The sequence below is a fragment of the Microbacterium sp. TWP3-1-2b2 genome (genome assembly GCF_049896145.1).
GTDB lineage: Bacteria > Actinomycetota > Actinomycetes > Actinomycetales > Microbacteriaceae > Microbacterium.
In genome coordinates this window covers 428,755-448,185 of sequence record NZ_JAFCTS010000001.1, presented here as the reverse complement: position 1 = coordinate 448,185, position 19,431 = coordinate 428,755, and the positions used below count along the sequence as shown (strand labels likewise).

Annotated in this window: 21 protein-coding genes; 10 read left to right on the top strand and 11 right to left on the bottom strand. The window is 67.9% G+C overall.

Features of this window, described 5'->3' with window-relative positions; genetic code table 11:
- Positions 1-7: 7 nt before the first annotated feature.
- Positions 8-1,405, top strand: a complete 1,398-nt coding sequence (gene lpdA / locus ACP7AR_RS02285; RefSeq protein WP_426182222.1) for a dihydrolipoyl dehydrogenase — start codon at positions 8-10, stop codon at positions 1,403-1,405.
- A gap of 81 nt (positions 1,406-1,486) precedes the next feature.
- On the opposite strand, the gene ACP7AR_RS02280 is transcribed toward lpdA, so the two are convergent.
- The 7 genes from ACP7AR_RS02280 to ACP7AR_RS02250 all read right to left on the bottom strand — a co-directional run bounded on the left by ACP7AR_RS02280 (position 1,487) and on the right by ACP7AR_RS02250 (position 6,234).
- A complete protein-coding gene (locus ACP7AR_RS02280) occupies positions 1,487-2,605 on the bottom strand; it encodes an FAD-dependent oxidoreductase (protein ID WP_426182219.1) in 1,119 nt (372 codons plus the stop codon).
- The gene (locus ACP7AR_RS02275) at positions 2,592-3,308 is read right to left on the bottom strand and encodes a methyltransferase domain-containing protein (protein WP_426182216.1); all 717 of its coding nucleotides are present in this window, start codon (positions 3,306-3,308) and stop codon (positions 2,592-2,594) included. Before ACP7AR_RS02275 ends, ACP7AR_RS02280 begins: the two co-directional genes overlap by 14 nt.
- Positions 3,298-4,461 carry a type III polyketide synthase gene (locus ACP7AR_RS02270; RefSeq protein ID WP_426182213.1) on the bottom strand — a complete coding sequence of 388 codons (1,164 nt, stop codon included), beginning with the start codon at positions 4,459-4,461 and terminating at the stop codon, positions 3,298-3,300. The genes ACP7AR_RS02275 and ACP7AR_RS02270 overlap by 11 nt, the downstream gene beginning before the upstream one ends.
- Before the next feature lie 47 nt (positions 4,462-4,508).
- Complete coding sequence (locus ACP7AR_RS02265; RefSeq protein WP_426182210.1) at positions 4,509-5,126, bottom strand: CYTH domain-containing protein; 618 nt, start codon at positions 5,124-5,126, stop codon at positions 4,509-4,511.
- Positions 5,127-5,131: 5 nt separating this feature from the next.
- Positions 5,132-5,347: a response regulator gene (locus ACP7AR_RS02260; RefSeq protein WP_426182207.1), complete on the bottom strand. Its 216-nt coding sequence runs from the start codon at positions 5,345-5,347 to the stop codon at positions 5,132-5,134.
- A gap of 34 nt (positions 5,348-5,381) precedes the next feature.
- Entirely contained in the window at positions 5,382-5,864 is a 483-nt protein-coding gene (locus ACP7AR_RS02255) for a prepilin peptidase (protein ID WP_426182205.1), read from the bottom strand.
- 79 nt (positions 5,865-5,943) lie between these two features.
- Positions 5,944-6,234: a DUF1905 domain-containing protein gene (locus tag ACP7AR_RS02250; protein WP_426182202.1), complete on the bottom strand. Its 291-nt coding sequence runs from the start codon at positions 6,232-6,234 to the stop codon at positions 5,944-5,946.
- Between the two features lie 93 nt (positions 6,235-6,327).
- Between ACP7AR_RS02250 and ACP7AR_RS02245 the strand changes: the two genes are divergently transcribed.
- Genes ACP7AR_RS02245 through ACP7AR_RS02225 form a run of 5 tightly spaced genes read left to right on the top strand, consistent with a single transcriptional unit; the run spans position 6,328 to position 13,410 of the window.
- The gene (locus tag ACP7AR_RS02245) at positions 6,328-7,092 is read left to right on the top strand and encodes a hypothetical protein (RefSeq protein ID WP_426182199.1); all 765 of its coding nucleotides are present in this window, start codon (positions 6,328-6,330) and stop codon (positions 7,090-7,092) included.
- Positions 7,093-7,094: 2 nt separating this feature from the next.
- The gene (locus tag ACP7AR_RS02240) at positions 7,095-8,627 is read left to right on the top strand and encodes a DNA polymerase Y family protein (RefSeq protein WP_426182196.1); all 1,533 of its coding nucleotides are present in this window, start codon (positions 7,095-7,097) and stop codon (positions 8,625-8,627) included.
- Positions 8,627-12,124 (top strand): error-prone DNA polymerase, encoded by a 3,498-nt coding sequence (locus ACP7AR_RS02235; protein WP_426187581.1) that lies wholly within the window; start codon positions 8,627-8,629, stop codon positions 12,122-12,124. Before ACP7AR_RS02240 ends, ACP7AR_RS02235 begins: the two co-directional genes overlap by 1 nt.
- A 43-nt stretch (positions 12,125-12,167) precedes the next feature.
- Entirely contained in the window at positions 12,168-12,986 is an 819-nt protein-coding gene (locus ACP7AR_RS02230) for an alpha/beta fold hydrolase (protein WP_426182193.1), read from the top strand.
- Positions 12,979-13,410: a GbsR/MarR family transcriptional regulator gene (locus ACP7AR_RS02225; RefSeq protein ID WP_426182190.1), complete on the top strand. Its 432-nt coding sequence runs from the start codon at positions 12,979-12,981 to the stop codon at positions 13,408-13,410. The genes ACP7AR_RS02230 and ACP7AR_RS02225 overlap by 8 nt, the downstream gene beginning before the upstream one ends.
- An 18-nt stretch (positions 13,411-13,428) precedes the next feature.
- On the opposite strand, the gene ACP7AR_RS02220 is transcribed toward ACP7AR_RS02225, so the two are convergent.
- Positions 13,429-13,809, bottom strand: coding sequence for a hypothetical protein (locus ACP7AR_RS02220; protein WP_426182187.1), 381 nt, complete (start codon positions 13,807-13,809; stop codon positions 13,429-13,431).
- 84 nt (positions 13,810-13,893) lie between these two features.
- Between ACP7AR_RS02220 and ACP7AR_RS02215 the strand changes: the two genes are divergently transcribed.
- Genes ACP7AR_RS02215 through ACP7AR_RS02200 form a run of 4 tightly spaced genes read left to right on the top strand, consistent with a single transcriptional unit; the run spans position 13,894 to position 17,135 of the window.
- Entirely contained in the window at positions 13,894-14,862 is a 969-nt protein-coding gene (locus ACP7AR_RS02215) for a methyltransferase family protein (RefSeq protein ID WP_426182184.1), read from the top strand.
- A 10-nt stretch (positions 14,863-14,872) separates the two neighbouring features.
- Positions 14,873-15,517 carry a DedA family protein gene (locus tag ACP7AR_RS02210; protein WP_426182181.1) on the top strand — a complete coding sequence of 215 codons (645 nt, stop codon included), beginning with the start codon at positions 14,873-14,875 and terminating at the stop codon, positions 15,515-15,517.
- A gap of 28 nt (positions 15,518-15,545) precedes the next feature.
- Positions 15,546-16,385, top strand: coding sequence for a transposase (locus ACP7AR_RS02205; protein ID WP_426182178.1), 840 nt, complete (start codon positions 15,546-15,548; stop codon positions 16,383-16,385).
- A 45-nt stretch (positions 16,386-16,430) separates the two neighbouring features.
- Complete coding sequence (locus ACP7AR_RS02200; RefSeq protein WP_426182175.1) at positions 16,431-17,135, top strand: NADPH-dependent F420 reductase; 705 nt, start codon at positions 16,431-16,433, stop codon at positions 17,133-17,135.
- A gap of 14 nt (positions 17,136-17,149) precedes the next feature.
- Here ACP7AR_RS02200 and ACP7AR_RS02195 read toward each other — a convergent pair whose 3' ends face one another.
- From ACP7AR_RS02195 to ACP7AR_RS02185, 3 genes are read right to left on the bottom strand one after another with little or no spacing between them, the layout of a single operon-like run.
- Positions 17,150-17,812: a DNA alkylation repair protein gene (locus tag ACP7AR_RS02195; RefSeq protein WP_426182173.1), complete on the bottom strand. Its 663-nt coding sequence runs from the start codon at positions 17,810-17,812 to the stop codon at positions 17,150-17,152.
- A gap of 12 nt (positions 17,813-17,824) precedes the next feature.
- Entirely contained in the window at positions 17,825-18,697 is an 873-nt protein-coding gene (locus ACP7AR_RS02190; protein WP_426182170.1) for a Rieske 2Fe-2S domain-containing protein, read from the bottom strand.
- 48 nt (positions 18,698-18,745) lie between these two features.
- A complete protein-coding gene (locus ACP7AR_RS02185; RefSeq protein WP_426182168.1) occupies positions 18,746-19,426 on the bottom strand; it encodes a histidine phosphatase family protein in 681 nt (226 codons plus the stop codon).
- Positions 19,427-19,431: the final 5 nt, after the last annotated feature.

Below are 19,431 nucleotides of genomic sequence, written 5' to 3'. Positions count from 1 at the left end.
TTTAGGCATGCCACATTTCGACGTCGTCATCCTCGGCGCGGGCCCCGGCGGGTACGTCGCCGCGGTCCGCAGCGCACAGCTCGGTCTGAAGACCGCGGTCATCGAAGAGAAGTATTGGGGCGGTGTCTGCCTCAACGTCGGCTGCATCCCCTCCAAGGCTCTCCTGAAGAACGCGGAGCTCGCCCACACTCTGAACCACAAGGCCGAATTCTTCGGCATCTCCGGTGAGTTCACGATCGACTACGGCAAGGCGTTCGACCGCTCGCGCGAGGTCGCCAACGGCCGAGTCAAAGGCATCCACTTCCTCATGAAGAAGAACAAGGTGACCGAGTACGACGGTCGAGGCACCTTCACCGGTCCCAAGGCCATCTCGGTGGCCAAGTCCGACGGCAGCACCGAAGAGGTCACGTTCGACAACGTCATCATCGCGACCGGCTCCAAGGTTCGGCTGCTGCCCGGCGTGCAGCTCAGCGACAACGTCGTCACGTACGAAGAGCAGATCCTCAGCCGGGAACTGCCGAAGTCGATCGTCATCGTCGGCGCCGGTGCCATCGGCATGGAGTTCGCCTACGTCATGACGAACTACGGCGTCAAGGTCACGATCATCGAGTTCCTCGACCGCGCGCTCCCCAACGAGGATGCCGATGTGTCGAAGGAGATCACGAAGCAGTACAAGAACTACGGCGTCGACATCCTGACCTCCACCAAGGTCGAGACCATCGTCGACAACGGCTCGTCCGTCACGGTGACGTACACCGGCAAGGACGGCAACCAGGCCTCGATCGATGCCGACAAGGTGCTCATGTCCGTCGGCTTCGCGCCGAACGTCGAGGGCTTCGGCCTGGACAAGGCGGGTGTGACGCTCACCGAGCGCGGCGCGATCGACATCGATGACCACATGAAGACGAACGTCGACGGCATCTATGCGATCGGCGACGTCACCGCGAAGCTGCAGCTCGCACACGTCGCGGAGGCTCAGGGTGTCGTGGCGGCCGAGACGATCGGCGGAGCCGAGACGCAGACGCTGGGCGACTACCGGATGATGCCTCGCGCGACGTTCTGCTCACCGCAGGTCGCCTCGTTCGGCCTCACCGAGCAGCAGGCCAAGGACGAAGGCCGCGAGATCAAGGTCTCGACCTTCCCCTTCATGGCCAACGGCAAGGCGCACGGCCTCGGCGAGCCTGTCGGCTTCGTCAAGCTGATCGCCGATGCCGAGCACCTCGAGCTCATCGGCGCGCACATGATCGGCCCTGACGTCTCCGAGCTTCTCCCCGAGCTGACGCTCGCGCAGAAGTGGGACCTCACGGCGCTGGAACTCGCGCGCAACGTGCACACGCACCCGACCCTGTCGGAGGCACTGCAGGAGGGCTTCCACGGCCTCGCGGGCCACATGATCAACTTCTGACCCTCAGGCGCACTGTCAAAGAAGGAAAACCCGGCCTCCGAGTTCGACTCGGAGGCCGGGTTTTCCTTCTTTCATGACGGCTCATAGGCCCCGCATGGTGATCAGATCGGCAGCGCTTCGGCGCAACGGAGGCGAACCGAGTGCCCTGATCACGGCGTTACGAGCACCGAGAGAGAGCCCATCGACCGGACGCCCCATCGTCATGTAGAAGTGCGAACGTCGCTGCGCACGTGCAGCAGAACGTAGTGCGCTGCGCTCGTACGCCCCGAAGTCGGGCGTCCCGCTCCGCAACGACCTTTCGATGGCTGCCGCAAGGCGTCGCGCTGCGTTCCAACCGAGGTTCATCCCCTGACCGCCGATCGGACTGGTCTCGTGCAGTGCATCTCCGAGGAGCACGATGCGGCCGACGGCCGCCCGCGACGCACGGTGCTGCTGCGCCCGGAACACGGTGGGCTCGAGCGCAGTCGCCTCACCCGGACGGATGCCGGTGCGATCCTGGATCTCCCGTGCGAAGGCGGCTCCGTCGTGCAGCCGGTCCAACGGATCGGCCACCACCCAGCGCCGTCGTCCATCGGGAAGCGGGAAGGACTCCACGATTCCGCCTGGTTCGCAGTACAGCCGCACCCTTGTGCTGGGCTCGACATCGGCGACATCGGCCATCGCGTAAGAGCCGCTTCCGCGTCGCGCACGCCATCGGACGCCCAGGAGGCGACGAACCCCGCTCCTCACCCCATCTGCCGCGACGACGACCGACGCGGTGACTTCACGGCCCACACCATCTGCCTCGAGCGAAAGCCGCACGACCTCTCCCTCATCGCGCACGTCGCGTACGACCTGGCCGAGATGCACAGCATCCGGCTGTACATGGGCGAGGCGCTCGACGAGGAGTGCATGCGTGCGGTGCTGCGGGAGGATCAGCACCTGCTGGCGGGAGGTGAAGGAGACCGACGCGAGCACCTCGCCGCTGCAGAGCACGTCACCCCCGTCCAGTTCCAGCGCCTGGCGTCTCGCTTCCTCGCCCAGCCCCACCGCGTCGAGGGCGGCACGGCCAGGGGGGTGGATCCCGATCGCCCGGGAGCGGGCATCGCCCATGCTCCGCTTCTCATAGACCGCGACATCGATCCCGGCGTGAGCCAGAAGGCAGGCCAGCAGGAGGCCGACGGGTCCCCCGCCGACGATCGCGACGTCATGATCCGGCATCTGGAACCTCGTACCGCAGCTCGAGGCGCGCCGGGAAGGCGGTCCGCACCTGCCAGCCGCTGGGGACGACCGCGGCGAGCTCGGCCGGCGTGTACGCACGACGGATGCTGGTGAGCCCGTCAGCGCGGATGAAGGAGCCGGCGAGCAGGTTCCTCGCGAACGGGAGCGTGCCAGCGGCGAAACCCAGGTACGCGAGCCGGCCGCGCGCGATGTCCCGATGCATGACGAGACCGCCGTCGGGGACGAGCGCGGCGGATTCCCCGAGCAGTGCCGTCAGCTCGTCGTCGCACAGATGGTGCAGCAGATGGTTGGAGATCACGATGTCGAACGTCGCACCGGCATCCACGAGGTCGCTGGTGTACGCGCACCGATACTCCACGCCCCCGCCGCGACTGCGCGCCCACCGGTCTGCTCTCGCGTCGGCATCCAGCGCGGTGACCTCGACCGCGAGTCCGTCCCGTCGAGACCAGTCGGCGAGCGCGCGTGACACATCGCCGCCTCCGGCTCCGACGTCGAGGATCCGGATCGGTCGCACCCGCGCCCGCGGACGGATGTCTCGCCGATAGACGGCCCGCCATCGCGAGACGACCGAGTTGATGAGATGGAACCTCTCGTAAGTGCGCTCCAGCATCCGCAGATCCGCGTCAGGGTCGTCCATCAACTCACGCTCGTCGACGGCGCGAGCCGAGAGGTCAGCTCTCATGACTCCCCGGCGTGATGACGGTCATCAGTGCGCTTTCTGCCGTGAGTCCTGGGCCGAACGCCATCGCCGCCACGCGTTCCCCGTTCTGCGCACCCTCCTCCAGGATCCGGCGCATGACGAACAGCACCGTCGCGCTGGACATGTTGCCGTACTCTCGCAGCACTTCCCTCGCCGGCACGAGCTGCCCATCCGTGAGGAACAGCTTCTCCTGCACCCGATCCAGAATGCTCCGGCCACCCGGATGGATCGCCCAGTGTGCGACGCGCTCTCCGATCGAGTCGTTCTCGAACGCCTCAGCCAACAGCTCCTCCGGCGCGTACAGTGGCCTGAGCGCATCGTGGATGTGATCGCCGATGAGCTGTGGAACGGCCGTGGAGAGGACCATCTCGAACCCGTGGTCCCCGATCGTCCACGCCATGTCCTTCTTGCCCTCCGGGATGATGCCGGTGTGGAATCGGTCGAGGGCGAGGCTCGGGACGGCGGAGTCGAAGGTGCGAGAGGTGACGATCCCGGCGGCTGCACCATCCGCGAACAGCGAGGTCGCGACGATCATGTCCGGGTCGTCGGTGGAGCGCAGGTGCAGCGTGCACAGCTCGACACTGACCACCAGCACCACGGCGTCCTGATCCCCCGCGCAGAACTCACTCGCCGCACGCAGCGCCGGCATCGCGGCGTAGCAGCCCATGAAGCCGAGGTGCTGGCGGCGCACGCTGTCTCGCAGACCGAGGGCGCGGGCGATCTCGTAGTCAGGCCCCGGGGCGTAGAAACCCGTGCAGGAGACGGTGATCACATGAGTGACGTCGGCGGCGTTGATGTCGGGGTCGGCCTCGAGGGTGCGGCTGGCGGCCTCGACGAACAGCCGCCCTGCTTCTCGGATGTACACCTCGTTGCGCGCCTTCGTACCTGGTTCGAGCAGCAGGCCGGTGTCGCGGTCGAAGAACTGCGGCTCGACGACGTCAGCGGTGAAGGACAGCTCTTCCAGCACCGTGTGCCTGGTGTCGATCCCCGATCCGTTGAACGATGCCGAGACGATGCGCTTGGCGAGGCGGCTGATCTCGGGCTGTGCGGCGAAGACGTCTCGCACCTGTTCCTGCTCCAGCACCGTCTCCGGCACGATCGTCTGGATGGAGCGCAGCACAGGAGAAGGCGTCATGTGTGTCACTCAAGCACGCACGCAACTTCAGGGAAAGGGGCTTGTGCTCAGAAGCCGAGTGCGCGAGCGAGTTTGGATCCGGATGCCGCGCTCCGGCCACCAGCGGCGGCGATGGCATCCTCGACCGCGGTGAAGAACTCTTCACGTCCTGCGGCGTCCGCGGGGGCCGCAGGCCCCAGCTCCATCTCCCATTCGCGCCATTCGCGTTCAATTCCCGAGCGCAGATCGGTGGCGCGCACGCGATCGTCCACGAACTCGGCGACGACGCCGGCCGGTCCGGTGAGCAGATAGGCCGTGCGGTCGTTGCGGATGCGCGCGAGCGGCGTGAGCGGGTCGGTCGTCCACCGCGAGATCACTGTGGTGACGGCATCCGGGACGGCATCGGAGTCGCCCAGCGGCCATCCGAGCTCGAGTCGTCCATCGCCCTCGCGCGGGCCCTTGATGTGCCAGCCCTCGTCCGGTCCGCCGGTACGCCGTCGCAGTGCCACGCCGGCGTGCGACAGTGCCGCGTCCGCCGTGTCGAGATAGCGGGCGTCGAGAGCGCGATGCTCGCCGGAGGTCACGCCGTCCACACCGGGCACGGCGTCCCAGACGGGCAGGTGCGTCGCGTCGTCGACGTCGTACTTGCGCTCGACCTCGACCGTGCGAGAAGGCTCAGTCGTCACTGCTTTCAGTCGTCACTGGGCGTGATGTCGTCACTGGACTCGACGAACCAGAACCCCACCTCGGTGGGTCCGTCGCTCGCACCGGTGTTGGCTGCGGCGCTGCCTCGTCGATAGATGACCTGGGTCGCGCCGTACGGTGCGATCAGGCTGTCCTGCTCGATGTCTTCGAGGGGAAGGATCTGCCCGTCGAGCGGGCCGTCGTGAAGTCGTGCGATTGCCATGTGCTCACCATAGTCCGAGTGCGCGACATGGTGCTCATGCCGCGGCGACGCCGAGCACCGCGCCGATGATCATCCAGGGACCGAAGGCGATCCGAGTGGAACGGTTCGCGCGCCGGGTCGCCATGAGCGCGAGGGCGTAGAGCGCCCCGAGGACGAAGGCGGATGCCGCACCGACGGCGAGCGCCTGCCAGCCGTGCCAGCCCAGAACCAGTCCGATCACGACGGCGAGCTTCACGTCACCCCCGCCGATCCCGCCTCTGCTCGCGGCTCGCAGCACGGCATAGATGCCGCCGAGCGCCAGCATTCCGATCACTGCACCGATCATGGAGCCGCTCTGCCCCGTGACGAGCGCGTCGATTCCCACCAGCGCCAGCACTGCTGCCAGTGTCGGCAGCACGATCCGGTTCGGCAGGCGGTGCGTGCGCGCGTCGATCACGAGCAGCCAGACGCCGATGCCGACCAGCCCGATGTGCACGAGCACGACGATCACCTCGTGCAGCACGGAAGCAGTAGGCATGCCGGAAGGCTACGAGAACGGCGGATGCCGCGGGTGAAGCCTGTGGATAACCCGGTGTCCGGCGGCGCGCTCTGATGCCTCAGAGATCGATGATGTCGAGATCGACGGTGAGCATGTCGCCCTCCTCGATGCCCTGTGCGTCACGGATCGCCTTCTTCAGCGGCAGCACGAAGGAGGTGCCACTGAAGAAGATCGATGTCCGCCAGATGGAGGCGCCGATCCTGGCCTGCACCCGCAGCGATCCGAAGCCGCGCTGCGGCGCAGGCAGTTCGCGAAGCTCCAGGGAGAGCTCTTCAGGCAGGGTAGCGAAATACCACGCCTCCACGCGCTTGTCCCAGCGCGTGACAGGACTCTCGAACTCGATCTGCATGCGTCAACGGTAGCGCGGAAGCAGTTGTCGGATGTGCGAATTACCATGAGAGTCTCACTTGCTTTATTCGTAGATAAATTCGAGGATGGATGTATGGGCACCGCACTCTCCGCCCCCTCCGCTCTCCCTCGCGAGGGCAACGCCTCCCGCGCACAGGAGGTGCATCGCCTGCGCAGCGAGATCGCCCGCATGCAGCGGCGACGCAGCGATGTGCCCTTCCTCCCCCTCGATCCCGCGTTGGAGGGTCTCCTGCCCGATCCTGGCCTTCGGGTCGGCTCCTCCTATTCCCTCTCCCCTTCGCCGAGCCTTCTGGGTGCTCTGCTCGCCGCACCATCCCAGAAGGGGTCGTGGTGCGCGATCATCGGCATGCCCACGATCGGCGTCGAGGCGATGGCCGGCTTCGGCGTCGAGCTGGAGCGTCTCATCCTCGTGCCGGATCCCGGTCCGCGCTGGCTCACGGTCGCCACTGCGCTCTCCGAGGTGATCCCTCTCATCGCGGTGCATCCGCGCAGCAGAGTCGCCGACGCCGACATCGCACGGCTGAACGCTCGTCTGCGCGATCGCGGCTGCACGCTGCTGGTCACAGCGCCCTGGCCGCAGAGCGAGGCGACGATCCGCGTGGAGGAGACCGAGTGGCACGGCCTTGGCACCGGCTGGGGACTCCTCGCCGACCGCACCGTGACTCTGCGGGCGTCAGGGCGACGACATGAGGCCCCGAGTCGGGTGCGGGTGCGGATGCCCACCTCCCTCGGCCATGTGGATGCCGCGCCGGCGCCCCTGCGTCCGGTGGCGCCGCTGCCTGTGCCTGTGCCTCAGGTGGTCACCGCCGAATCGGGCAGTTGGGCGGTGGCAGGATGAGCATGCCTCCGCGTCATCTCGTGCTGTGGCTGCCGGACTGGCCGGTTCGGGCAGCGCTCGGAGCACCGCCGGCTGATGACCCCGTAGCCGTCGTGCAGGCGAACACCGTGATCGCCTGCTCGGCATCCGCCAGGGCGCAGGGGGTGCGGCGCGGCCAGCGCCGTCGACTCGCGCAGAACCGATCGCCGTCGCTGCGCCTCATCCCCGCAGACCCTCGCCGTGACGAGCGCGCCTTCCTCCCCGTGCTGCGGCTGCTGGAAGAGCTGGTACCCGGCGTCCAGCCGCTTCGCCCGGGCCTTGCCGCACTGCGAGCGCGCGGAGCGGCCCGCTACTACGGTGGAGAAGAGCAGGCGGCACTGCACCTCATCGACGCCCTCGCCGAGCACGATCATCCCGGCACTCGTGCGGCCATCGCCGACGGACTCTTCACCGCAGAGCAGGCCGCTCGCCTGGCCGCACCGGCGCTCATCGTCGCCCCCGGCGGTTCGCAGGAGTTCCTCGCCCGTCTTCCCGTCCAGGCGCTGGGCGATGAAGAGGTCACAGCGCTGCTCGAGAGGCTGGGCATCCGCACTCTTGCGGAGTTCGCCGCCCTTGCCGAGACCGACATCCGCGACCGCCTGGGCGAGCGCGGGGCGAGGCTGCACGCATTGGCTTCCGGTGCCGACTCCCGACCACTGGTGCCGCAGCATCCGGAGCCGGAGCTCGCACGCGAGATCGTTTTCGAGAGCCCTCTCGACCAGGCCGATCAGGTGGCGTTCGCGGTGCGGCAGACGGCGGATGCCGTCACTGCAGCCCTCGCCGAGCTCTCACAGGTGTGCACCGAGGTGCGGATCGATCTGACCGACGACGACGGAGCGATCTCGTCTCGGGTGTGGATGCACCCGACCTCCTTCGAGGCGAGCGACCTGGTCGACCGGGTGCGCTGGCAGTTGGAGTCTCTCACCACCCCTGCGACGTCCGATCCCGCGAAATCCGATCGCGCATCGGCCGGCATCGCCGAGGTGAGGATCGTGCCGATCAGGGTCGATGACAGCGCCCATCATCAGCCAGGGCTCTTCGGGCAGGGCCCGCAGCAGCGGCTGCACCATGCCGTCTCCCGGGTGCAGGCGATGCTCGGCCATCGCGGCGTGGTCACCCCTGTCGTCGTCGGCGGTCGCCGGCTCGCCGACCGGCAACTGCTCCAGCCATGGGGCGACAAGGTTCCGACGGAGCGCGATGCTGCCCTGCCCTGGCCTGGCAGTCTGCCTCCGCCGTACCCGTCCGAGATCTTCAATCCGCCGCTGCCCGCACGGGTGACCGCAGCAGATGGCACCGCGCCTCGAGTGGATGACCGCGGCGCACTCTCCGCTGCACCCGCATGGGTGCAGGAATCACCGGTACTGAGCTGGGCAGGACCCTGGCCGCTGCGCGAGCGCACCTGGGACAAGGATCAGGCCCGCCTCGCACAGCGACTCCAGATCGTCGACGAGTCACAGCGCGCCTGGCTGGTGCTCTGGGAGGACGACTCCTGGTGGATCGAAGGGCGGTACCGCTGATGGGCTGGCACAACCCTCCGCTGACCTGGAAGGAGCTCGAGCAGACCCTCAGCGGACGCGCACCCTCCGAGCCGGCAGAGCCTCGGCCGCGGCCGGATCCGGGGCCGGTCAGTCGTCGGCGGGTCACGGCACCCCCACCGACGGTCCTCCCTCCCGAGGATGCCGTCCCATACGCCGAGCTGCATGCGCACACGTCGTACTCCTTTCTCGACGGCGCCTCATCCGCCGAGGAACTGCTCGCAGAGGCCACTCGGCTCGGTCTCACGGCTCTCGCCATCACCGACCACGACGGCTTCTACGGCGCCGCCAGGTTCGCAGAGGTCGCCGATCTGATGAAGACCAGGGCTCAGGCCGAAGGGCAGCACGGAGCGCAGAACGGACTGCAGACCGTCTTCGGTGCCGAACTCTCGCTCGGACTCCCATCCCCGCAGGGCGGTGTTCCCGACCCTGCGGGCGAGCATCTGCTGGTACTGGCGCGCGGCCTCGAGGGATATCACCGCCTCTCCGGAGCGATCACCAGGGCGCAGCTGCGCGGCGGCGAGAAAGGACGCCCGGTCTACGACCTCGATGATCTGGCGTCGAGCGCGGACGGCAACTGGACGATCCTCACCGGATGCCGCAAGGGCGGTGTCCGCCAGGGACTCGCCAGGGGCGATGCCGCGACGCCACTGCGGCGCCTGGTCGACCTTTTCGGTGGGGACAACGTCGTCGTCGAGCTCTTCGACCACGGCGATCCGCAGGACACCCGTCGAAACGACGCCCTCGCCGATCTCGCCACCGCCCACCGCCTCCCCGTGGTGGCGACGAACAACGTGCACTACGCGACTCCGGAGCGCGCCGGACTGGCAGAGGCGATGGCTGCGGTGCGGGCGGTGCGCAGCATGGACGACATGGACGGATGGCTGCCCTCCCACGGCGCAGCGCATCTGCGAAGCGGTGCCGAGATGACCGCACGGTTCCAGCGCTACCCCGGTGCGATCTCGCATGGGCTGGTCATCGCTGAGGAGTCCGCCTTCCCGCTGCGTCGCGCCCGCCCTGACCTGCCGAGGCAGAAGGTGCCGGAGGGGCACACCCCGATGAGCTGGCTGCGCCGACTGGTGTGGGATGCCGTCCCCGCTCGGTATCCACGACTCGATGACGACGGGCGAGCCAGGATCGAGCGCGAGCTGAACGTGATCGAGGAGAAGGACTTCCCCGGCTACTTCCTCATCGTGCACGGCATCGTCACCGAGGCGAAGCGCCGCGGCATCCTCTGTCAGGGGCGCGGGTCTGCCGCGGCGAGCGCCGTCTGCTACCTGCTCGGCATCACCGCGGTCGACCCGATCCTCTACGGCCTGCCGTTCGAGCGGTTCCTCGCCAGTACGCGCGAGGAGGAGCCGGACATCGACGTGGATTTCGACTCCGGCCGGCGCGAGGAGATCATCCAGTGGGTCTACGGCGAATACGGCCGCGAGTGCGCCGCTCAGGTGGCGAATGTCATCCAGTACCGGCCGAAGAACGCCGTGCGCGACATGGCGAGGGCGTTGGGCTACTCCCCCGGCCAGCAGGATGCCTGGTCGCGGCAGGTCGACGGGTGGGGCGCTGACCTGATGCCGGTGGACGGGCATGACATCCCCGAGACAGTGCTGGAGTATGCCGGCGAGGTGCTGAAGGCGCCGAGGCATCTCGGCATCCACTCCGGCGGAATGGTGCTCACCGCACGCCCGGTGGGAGAGGTAGTGCCGGTCGAGCACGCCCGGATGGAGAATCGCACTGTCATCCAGTGGGACAAGGACGACGCCGCCTGGATGGGGCTGGTGAAGTTCGATCTGCTGGGGCTGGGGATGCTCGCGGCTCTGCAGGGCTGCTTCGAGTTGATCGCCTCCTCCACCGGGGAGCGCTGGACACTGGAGACGATCCCCAAGGAGGAGCCTGCGGTCTACGACATGCTCTGCCGCGCCGACTCGATCGGAGTGTTCCAGGTGGAATCCCGTGCGCAGATAGGTCTGCTCCCCCGGCTGCAGCCCCGCTGCTTCTACGATCTCGCCATCCAGATCGCACTCATCCGTCCTGGCCCCATCCAGGGTGGTGCGGTGCACCCGTTCGTCCGGCGCAAGATGGAGAAGGACCGCATCGATGAGGAGAATCGCCGTCGGGTCACGCGCGGCGAGGAACCCGTGTTGATGGAGATCCCCTACCCGCACCCGGTCCTCAAGCCGGCGCTGGAGCGCACCCTCGGCATCCCCATCTTCCAGGAGCAGCTCATCCAGATGGCCACGACGATCGGCGACTGCACCGCCGACGAGGCCGACACCCTTCGGCGTGCCATGGGCTCCAAGCGCGGCCTGGAGCGGATCGACAGCATCCGCAAGCAGCTCTATGCGGGCATGGAGCGCCACGGTCTCTCCCCCGAACAGGCCGATCGCATCTACGAGCAGATCCAGGCGTTCTCGAACTTCGGCTTCGCCGAGTCGCACTCCTTGTCGTTCGCCCTGCTCGTCTACGCCAGCTCCTGGCTGAAGCTGCACTACCCCGCTGCCTTCCTCGCCGGACTCCTGCGTTCCCAGCCGATGGGCTTCTACTCCGCGTCGACGCTCACCGCCGATGCCAGACGGCACGGCGTTGAGGTGCGGCGGCCGGATCTGCACGCGTCGGCGGCCACAGACTCTCTGGAGCCTCTGTCTCTGGAATACCGGACGGATTCTCCCGCAGCGACCGGGCGCGACTCCTGCAGCAGGTACGAGCAGCCAGCCGCGCCCCGGTTCGACAGGAACGCGCCGGATGAGTCGGCAGAGCACCGCCGTGACGGCGCCTTCGCCGTGCGCCTCGGCCTCAGCGAGGTGCGAGGGATCGGGAAGCCGATGGCGGAGCGCATCGTGGCCGAACGTGAGAAGAACGGCCCCTATCGTGATCTGCATGACCTGGTGCGGCGCACGGATGCCACAGCCGCTCAGCTGGAGGCGCTGGCCACGGCGGGGGCCTTCGAGTGCCTCGGGCTGAAGCGGCGTGAGGCAATCTGGCTCGCTGGCGCCGCCGCATCCGATCGCGCCCGCTTCCTGCCGGGTACGACCGTGTCCGTGCAACCCCCGCTGTTCACCGACCAGACGAACTACGAGCAGTTGGCCGCCGATCTCTCCGCCACCGGTGTCTCGACGGATGACCATCCGATGGCGCATTTCCGTTCCGCGCTGGGTGAGCGGGGTGTGCTGACTGCCGCGCAGCTGCGTGAGCACGAGGTCGGCCGGCGCATCGAGGTCGCCGGTCTCGTCACCCACCGGCAGCGTCCTGCGACGGCGGCAGGAGTCACGTTCCTCAACCTCGAGGACGAGCACGGCCTCGTCAACGTGGTCTGCTCGACCGGAGTCTGGAACCGTTATCGACGGATCGCCAGAGACTCGCCTGCGCTGATCGTGCGGGGCATGCTGGAGCGCTCCCCCGAGGGTGTGATCAATGTGCTCGCCGACGGCTTCCAGGATCTGCGCACCGGTATCGAGCATCGATCCCGCGACTTCCGATGAACGTCTCTCGGCACCGACGCACTTCTTCTGCTATTTTCAGAAAATGGTGAATTTAGATCGACGGCTGCGACGGCCCGGCTGCGACCTGCATTTCTCCGACAGCGGCGGAGACGGCCATGCCGTCGTCTTCACGCACGGCGCAGGTGTCGATCACGCCATGTTCGACGCGCAGGCGCGCGCTGCGGAGGAAGCCGGGTTCCGTGTCGTCCACGGTGATCTGCGTGGGCACGGCGCATCCGTTCTCGATGACGGCGTCCGCTTTCGCGCAGCGGACGCGATCGAAGACCTCGTCTCGCTTGTCCGGCACCTTGCGCTCGATCGTCCGACGCTGATCGGTCACTCCCTCGGGGGCAATCTGTCGCAAACCGTCATGAAGCGCCATCCCGAGCTCGCCGGCGCGCTCATCGTCGTCGACTCCACTTGGAACGCCGGGCCGTTGACGACGATGGAGCGCCTCGGACTGCGTCTGGCCGCACCCCTTCTCGCTCTGGTCCCCGCGACGCGGCTCCCTGATCTCATGGCGAAGGCCTCGGCGACGACACCCGCCGCCGTCGCCTACGCACGCGAGTGCTTCGCACGAATGCCGAAGCAGGTGTTCCTCGACGTATGGCGCGCCACGCTCTCCCTGGTCGATCCAGACCCTGGCGCGCGAACGCCCGTGCCGCTCACGCTCATCCGCGGCGCGGAGGATCGCACCGGAAACATCCGGACCGCGATGCCGCAGTGGGCGCAGGCTGAGAACATCACGGAGCACGTCATCCCCGCGGCGGGCCACATCTCACCCCTGGACGCACCGGAAGCGGTCACCGCAGTGGTCCTGGAGACGATCGCCTCTCAGAACCGGGGTGCAGAGCGTGGATGACGAGCGCCAGAGATTCATCGACACAATGGGCGACCTGCTCACTTCTTGGAACCTCTCCCGCGCCACCGGACGGGTGTACGGCTATCTGCTCGTGAGTGCGGAGCCGGCATCATCGGACCAGCTCCGTGCGGCGCTGTCGCTGAGCACGGGTGCGGTGAGCACGTCCATCCGTGAACTGGTCTCGTGGGGCCTGGCCCGAACGATTCCGCAACCGGGCAGCAGGCGGCTGCTGATCGAGGCTGCGGGTGGATTCGAGCAGCTGCTGGCCGCGAGTCATGAACGGGCGCGGGCATTCGTGCGCACTCTGAGAGCGGGCGAGGACGTCGTCCAGGGCCCACACGCCGTCTCACGCCTGCGCGATGTCACCGATCTCTTCGAGGCGTACATCGATTCGGGTGAGCGGATGCTGCGCGAGCGCACCTGAGCGTCCCCTTGTCCCGCCTCACCAGAAGCGCGGCGGCTCCGGTTCTGGCACTCGATCTCCCCCACCCCAGCGGAGTGCTTCACCGCTGGCCCTGTCCGCAGCCGCATCTGCGCTGCGCAAGGCGACGTCGGCCTCCGCTGAACCGGGGCCCGTCGGATCCACGAGAAGCGTCGTCGTGACCCCACCTCTCGTCGGGGCGATCGTGCACTCCAGCACTCGACCGGTCCACGTCACCGACTCCGATGGCGGTGACGTTTCCTGCCGATAGCGGACGCGGGTCTCGAGATCGGTGAGCACGACGAGAGAGCGCGACCCGGTGTCGTCCACACGCTCGACCACCTCGATGCGATGTCCGTGGGGTATCGGCGCCGGCACCGCGATCACGATCGTCCTGTCCATGGCTACAGCCTATGAACTCCTGCCGCCGAGGCAAGAGCATCGCAGACGCCTCTGCGGCCCGCTGATCACTCATAGAATCGCCCCATGCCCGCAATCCGTCTCGATTCACGCGCGGGACGTCTGTATTTCGCCACGCAGGCGGTGGCGGGCGCCGCCTGGTGGATCGGTGTGTTCTTCAGCGACAGCATCCGCTCGCTCACTCTCGGAGAGCTGGATCCGATCCTCGTCGCGTGGTTCGACATCCCGCTGTTCGTCATCGGCTCGGCTCTGGTCGCGTGCGGAGTGCGTCCGATGATCTGGGTCGTCGGATCCTGGACGATGCTGGTCGGCCTCAGCATGGCGCTGTATGCGACGTTCACAGGGCTCGCCGGCTGGGGCGCGTTGCTGATGGTCGCCGCGACTGTCGGCAGCGTGGCCGCAGGTCTGCTCGTCCGGCTCGGACGGCTGCCCACCGAGTGGATTCTGCTCGGCCCGTTCGCCATCCGCCTGGCTCCGGTGACATCCACTTCTGCACATGTGGCGCGCACCACCGGTCAACTCATCGTGTTCTGGGGGCTGTTCCTCGCTGTGTTCCCGGTGATCATCTCCTTCATCGAACGCCGGTGGAATCTGCATGTACCGTTTCCGGATGCTGCGCGGTGGGCCGGCCTGGTGCTGCTGATCGCGGCGAGCGCGCTCGGCGTCTGGTCGGCGGCCGCGATGTCGACCCAGGGGCAGGGCACGCCTCTCCCCTCGGCGACCGCGCGCCGGCTGGTGATCGCCGGGCCGTATCGGTTCGTGCGCAATCCGATGGCGCTGGCCGGTATCGCGCAGGGCGTCGGTGTCGGTCTGATCATCGATTCCTGGCTGGTCGTCGTCTATGCGCTGTGCGGTTCCCTGGTGTGGAACTGGGTGGTCCGCCCGCTCGAGGAACTCGACCTCGGGGAGCGCTTCCGCGCCGCATACGACGAATATGCACGCGCGGTGCGGTGCTGGACGCCGCGCCTCACGCCCTTCCTGCCGGCAGATGAACATCCGGTGCCTCAGCGGAGATCCTCAGGCGCCGCCTCCTAGCCTGGAGAACATGGATGCCGGAGCCGAGAACCTCAACGCGATCGCCGCATGGGCGGTCTCACTCATGGAGACTCTTGGCGGTGTCGGCGCCGGTGTCGCCATCGCCGCGGAGAACCTCTTCCCGCCGCTGCCGAGCGAGGTCATCCTGCCTCTTGCCGGGTTCGCCGCAGCGCAGGGAACACTGGGCCTCGTCGAGGTGCTGATCTGGACCACCGTCGGTTCCATCGTCGGCGCCCTCGCCCTGTACGGCATCGGCGCCTGGCTGGGCCGACGCCGCATGTACGCGATCGTCGAGCGGCTCCCGCTGATCAAGACACAGGATGTCGAGCGCACGGAGGCATGGTTCGCACGGCACGGTTCGAAGGCCGTCTTCTTCGGCCGGATGATCCCGATCTTCCGCAGCCTCATCTCGATTCCCGCCGGTATCGAGCGGATGCCGTTGCTGCGGTTCACGCTGCTGACGGCGGCGGGCAGCGCGATCTGGAACACGATCTTCGTTCTGGCCGGCTACTTCCTCGGAGCGAACTGGCACGTCGTCGAAGAATACGCCGGGGTGTTCCAGAAGGTCGTCATCGCCGTCGTCGTGGTGGCTGTCGCCGTGTGGATCGTCGTGCGCGTGCGGCAGGTGCGGCGCAACAGGGTGGCAGTCGACTGACGCGTAGGCGGCGTGACAGGCTGGCAGCATGACCGCAGAATCAACGCTCGCGGAGATCGCTGCAGCGCTCTACTCCGGACCACCGGAGGAGTTCGTCGCGGTCCGCAACGCACATGCGAAAGCAGCATCCGACCGCGAGGTCGCCCAGCAGGTGCGCGCCCTGCGGAAGCCGTCCGTGGCCGCGTGGGTGGTGAACGTCTTCGCGCGGGAACGCTCCGACGAACTTGGGGAAGCGCTGCAGCTGGCCGCAGAGCTTCGCGAAGCGCAGGCCGACCTCGACGCACAGGCGCTCGCGCAGCTCGGCCGCCAGCGGCGTGCGCTCACGAGCCGCCTCGCCAAGGATGCAGCAGAGCTCGCCGTCAGCCGTGGAGAACGCATCACGCCGGCAACCCTCGAGGCCGTTCAGCAGACCATCAACTCGGCGTTCTTCGATCCCGAGGCTGCAGCCGCAGTCGCCTCCGGCCGGCTCATACGGGAACTCCGGCCGTCCGGTGCCTTGCCGCTCGAGATCGACGCGGCCGTCGCGGGTGGGCTCACCGGCACCGCTCCGCCTCCCGCTGACGAATTGAGCGCGCGACGACAGCGCCGACAGGCCGAACGCGCCGTCCACGATGCGGAAGAGGCGCTCGCCGTCGCGGAGCGGGCGCTCGCGAAGGCAGAACGCGATCGGCAGGATGCGAACCGTCGAGCTGACGAGCTCTCCACCCGCATCGGCGATCTCGAGGCCGAGCTCGAGCGAACCCGCCACGAACACGACCAGGCGCGCGAAGACATCGACGCAGCCGATCACAGTGTCTCCGCGATGTCCGAGCGGGTGTCGGAAGCGGAGCATGCGGTCCATGAGGTGCGCCTCGGGCTCGACGAATAGCACTTCCTCCCAGCGGAGCGGGATCGCCACCGTACGATTGGCGACGTGGAGAGCGAAGCGCGCAGGATCCGGACCCTCGGCATCCTCGGCGCGGGCAGGCTCGGCACCGTCCTCGCCCGGCTCGCGACATCCGCCGGCTACCGCGTGCTGGCGGCCGGGTCGAAAGATCCCGCTCTCATCTCCCCCGCGATGAAGGCCATCGGTGCGGAAGCGGTGACTGCTGCGACGGTTGTCACCGAATCAGATGCAGTGATCCTGGCGTTGCCGCTGGGCAGGTATCGGACGCTGCCGGTCGACGAGCTGCGCGGCACACTGGTGATCGATGCGATGAATTATTGGTGGGGCTCCGACGGCATCCGCGACGATCTGAGTGATGCACGAACCTCGACCAGCGAGCTCGTGCAGGAGCATCTCACCGGCGCACGCGTGGTGAAGGCGTTGAGCCACATGGGGTATCAGGACCTCGAGGATGAGGCGCGTCCATCCGGAAGCGCGGGACGCAAGGCGATCGCGATCGCCGGCGACGACCCGGTGGATCTCTCGATCGTCGCAGCGCTCGTGAGCGATCTCGGCTTCGATCCCGTCATCGCCGGCCCGCTTTCCTCGGGGATCATGCTGGAGCCCGGCGCTGAAGCATTCGGAGCGGATGTCGAGGCGGCGCAGCTGAAGGAGATGCTCGATCGCTTTCCGACGTCGCAGCGAGGCATCGTCGTGGCGCGAGCACGCGGCGAGACGCCACATCAGGTGTGACACGCAGTCCGCGCCTACGGCAGCTTGGATCGCGCCTCACGACGCACCGGAGCAGCCAGGCGGTCTCCCATCCTGTCGAGGAAAGCACGCACCTCGTCGGGTGCGACGGCGCCGGCGTGCTTGAGCGCGATTCCGACCGGTCTGCTCACGACGGGATCGGTGTCTGCTGCGAGTTCCTCGGCGAGACGCAGCAGATCGGCGATCCCGGCCGGATGCGCGGGACGGGTGTACGCGAGCGGCGCCGTCATCGCTGTTCGACGACGCAACGGGTCGGTCGATGCGGCGAGGCCGAACAGGGGCGCTCTTGACCTCTCGCGAAGGAAGACGCCGACCACACGAGGCGCCGCTCGATCCACCATGTCCCAGGAATCGATCGCATCGTGCCGCTGCAGATACAGGTGATAGCGCTCCTCGCGCTCAACATCCGAGATCCGTGGGCGTCGCACCTGGAAGTCCATGACGCAGAACGCCGCCAGCCGGGGTTCGTACTCGGTCTCGTCGAGGAGTCGCATGATCTCTGTGAGTGGCATCTCGCTGTGGCGCTTGGCAATCTCGAACACGGTGCCCATGCGCACTCCGAGCACGTCGGCATCCCCTCGGTAGTGCTGATTGGGGTGGGCATGCAGGTCCGCGACCTGATGCAGGTCGCGGAGGAGGGAGCCCGCCGTCGACGTCATCAGACGCTCGCCTCAGGCGTTGCCCGCTGAGCGCAGCAGGATTCGCTCGTCGACCACGTCGACCTCCCACACCGGTTGCGGCACGCTGGCTGGTCCTCGAGCGACGGCACCGTCTTCGAGATGGAATCGGCTGCCATGCCACGGGCAGGTGATGCAGCCGTCCGGGTCCAGCGTTCCTTCCTCCAGCGGCCCTCCTGCGTGAGTGCAGACTGCCGAGATCGCGCGCAGCCGACCGGCTTGCCGCGTCAACAGCACCGGCACGTCGTTCACCATGACGCGCACGAGCGTTCCGTCGAGGATCTCGCTGTCGGCGGCGACGTCTGCCCATTTCCTCGTCGGCCGCTGGAACGCCGTTCGGTTGACTCCTATCCCGCGCACGAAGGACAGGTGCCCGCCGAGGTGCGCCGAGGCGAGCGTGATGCTGAGGCCGATGGCGCTGAGGGCGACGCCCGTGCGGCGGTGGCCGCTGCGACGGGCGAGCCACGACCCGGCCTGCAGCGTCGTGGCGACCGCGTTCGACAGCGCGTGGATGAGCCCGACACGCTTGTCGGCCCCTCGGGTGCTCGACCAGTCCGATGCGCCCGACATCGCCGTCGGCGCGGAAGCGAGGATGCCGAGACCGACGAGGCGACGTGCTGCCGCCGCGCTCTCCTCCCCGCCGGTGAGGTCGAGCGCGACGGCCGCGCCCCACGCTCCGATCGGAAGATCAGTCAGCACAGGGTGCAGCTGATGGCCGAGCCACGAGCCCGAAAGAGCGTTCTTGAGCCAGGTGGGACGTGTCACCGTGTCCACCGAGTCGCTGATTTTCTTCGCCGTGGCATCCAGCGCTGTTGCTCGCCCGATCCTCTGGACGACTGAGCTCAGCATGTTCGTCTGGTCGCTCATCTGGGACACTCCTCACGACGGCACCGGTGCGTCGTCTGTCCGCTCTGTCTACTCCGGCGATACCGCCACGTCAACGGCCTGGGGCTGCACTCTGGGCGTGTGAGAGAGCGGCGGCACATTGATGCCGAGGATGCGCGCGCGCCCCGGCCAGTTCGATTCCCCGGCATACGGAAAGTCGAGTTCGAGGAGCGCCGAATTGTCGAGCGCCGGGAAGATGTCGCGGTACCAGTCTGGATCGAGTCCGATGAGTTCGCAGAGCATGAGTCGCATCAGAGTCGCATGCCCGACCACGAGCACGCAGCCGTCGGGGAACTCGGCCGCGAGCTCATCGAGCACCGGCATCGCGCGGGCGATGCCGTCGCGTCCTGACTCTCCGCCGGGAAGCGGATGCCGCGCCGGCTGCCGCTCGAATCCCGCCCAGTCTTCGGGGAAGGTCGCCGCAAGCTCCGCCGGCGACATCCCCTCGCCGCGCCCGAAGTCGATCTCCACGAGACGGGGATCTATGCGAAGCGGCAGGCCCGCGGCCTCGGCGGCGGGTTCGGCGGTCAGTCGCGCGCGGCTCAACGGCGAGGCGACGATGGCGGCGAGTCCAGCCGTGCCCGCCCACGCGGCGAGTCCCGCGGCCTGCGCTGTCGCGTCGGGCACGAGCGCCACATCGGACGACCCCGCGTAGCGATGCTCGGCATGCCACACGGTCTCGCCGTGCCGGGCGAAGTAGAGCGTCGTCATGTGCC

What these genes read in the sequence shown, in the direction of transcription:
- lpdA (WP_426182222.1), top strand. Translation starts at nt 8, where the DNA reads ATGCCACATTTCGACGTCGTCATCCTCGGCGCGGGCCCCGGCGGGTAC.
- ACP7AR_RS02280 (WP_426182219.1), bottom strand. Translation starts at nt 2,605, where the DNA reads ATGCCGGATCATGACGTCGCGATCGTCGGCGGGGGACCCGTCGGCCTC.
- ACP7AR_RS02275 (WP_426182216.1), bottom strand. Translation starts at nt 3,308, where the DNA reads ATGAGAGCTGACCTCTCGGCTCGCGCCGTCGACGAGCGTGAGTTGATG.
- ACP7AR_RS02270 (WP_426182213.1), bottom strand. Translation starts at nt 4,461, where the DNA reads ATGACGCCTTCTCCTGTGCTGCGCTCCATCCAGACGATCGTGCCGGAG.
- ACP7AR_RS02260 (WP_426182207.1), bottom strand. Translation starts at nt 5,347, where the DNA reads ATGGCAATCGCACGACTTCACGACGGCCCGCTCGACGGGCAGATCCTT.
- ACP7AR_RS02255 (WP_426182205.1), bottom strand. Translation starts at nt 5,864, where the DNA reads ATGCCTACTGCTTCCGTGCTGCACGAGGTGATCGTCGTGCTCGTGCAC.
- ACP7AR_RS02250 (WP_426182202.1), bottom strand. Translation starts at nt 6,234, where the DNA reads ATGCAGATCGAGTTCGAGAGTCCTGTCACGCGCTGGGACAAGCGCGTG.
- ACP7AR_RS02245 (WP_426182199.1), top strand. Translation starts at nt 6,328, where the DNA reads ATGGGCACCGCACTCTCCGCCCCCTCCGCTCTCCCTCGCGAGGGCAAC.
- ACP7AR_RS02240 (WP_426182196.1), top strand. Translation starts at nt 7,095, where the DNA reads ATGCCTCCGCGTCATCTCGTGCTGTGGCTGCCGGACTGGCCGGTTCGG.
- ACP7AR_RS02235 (WP_426187581.1), top strand. Translation starts at nt 8,627, where the DNA reads ATGGGCTGGCACAACCCTCCGCTGACCTGGAAGGAGCTCGAGCAGACC.
- ACP7AR_RS02230 (WP_426182193.1), top strand. Translation starts at nt 12,168, where the DNA reads ATGGTGAATTTAGATCGACGGCTGCGACGGCCCGGCTGCGACCTGCAT.
- ACP7AR_RS02220 (WP_426182187.1), bottom strand. Translation starts at nt 13,809, where the DNA reads ATGGACAGGACGATCGTGATCGCGGTGCCGGCGCCGATACCCCACGGA.
- ACP7AR_RS02215 (WP_426182184.1), top strand. Translation starts at nt 13,894, where the DNA reads ATGCCCGCAATCCGTCTCGATTCACGCGCGGGACGTCTGTATTTCGCC.
- ACP7AR_RS02210 (WP_426182181.1), top strand. Translation starts at nt 14,873, where the DNA reads ATGGATGCCGGAGCCGAGAACCTCAACGCGATCGCCGCATGGGCGGTC.
- ACP7AR_RS02205 (WP_426182178.1), top strand. Translation starts at nt 15,546, where the DNA reads ATGACCGCAGAATCAACGCTCGCGGAGATCGCTGCAGCGCTCTACTCC.
- ACP7AR_RS02195 (WP_426182173.1), bottom strand. Translation starts at nt 17,812, where the DNA reads ATGACGTCGACGGCGGGCTCCCTCCTCCGCGACCTGCATCAGGTCGCG.
- ACP7AR_RS02190 (WP_426182170.1), bottom strand. Translation starts at nt 18,697, where the DNA reads ATGAGCGACCAGACGAACATGCTGAGCTCAGTCGTCCAGAGGATCGGG.
- ACP7AR_RS02185 (WP_426182168.1), bottom strand. Translation starts at nt 19,426, where the DNA reads ATGACGACGCTCTACTTCGCCCGGCACGGCGAGACCGTGTGGCATGCC.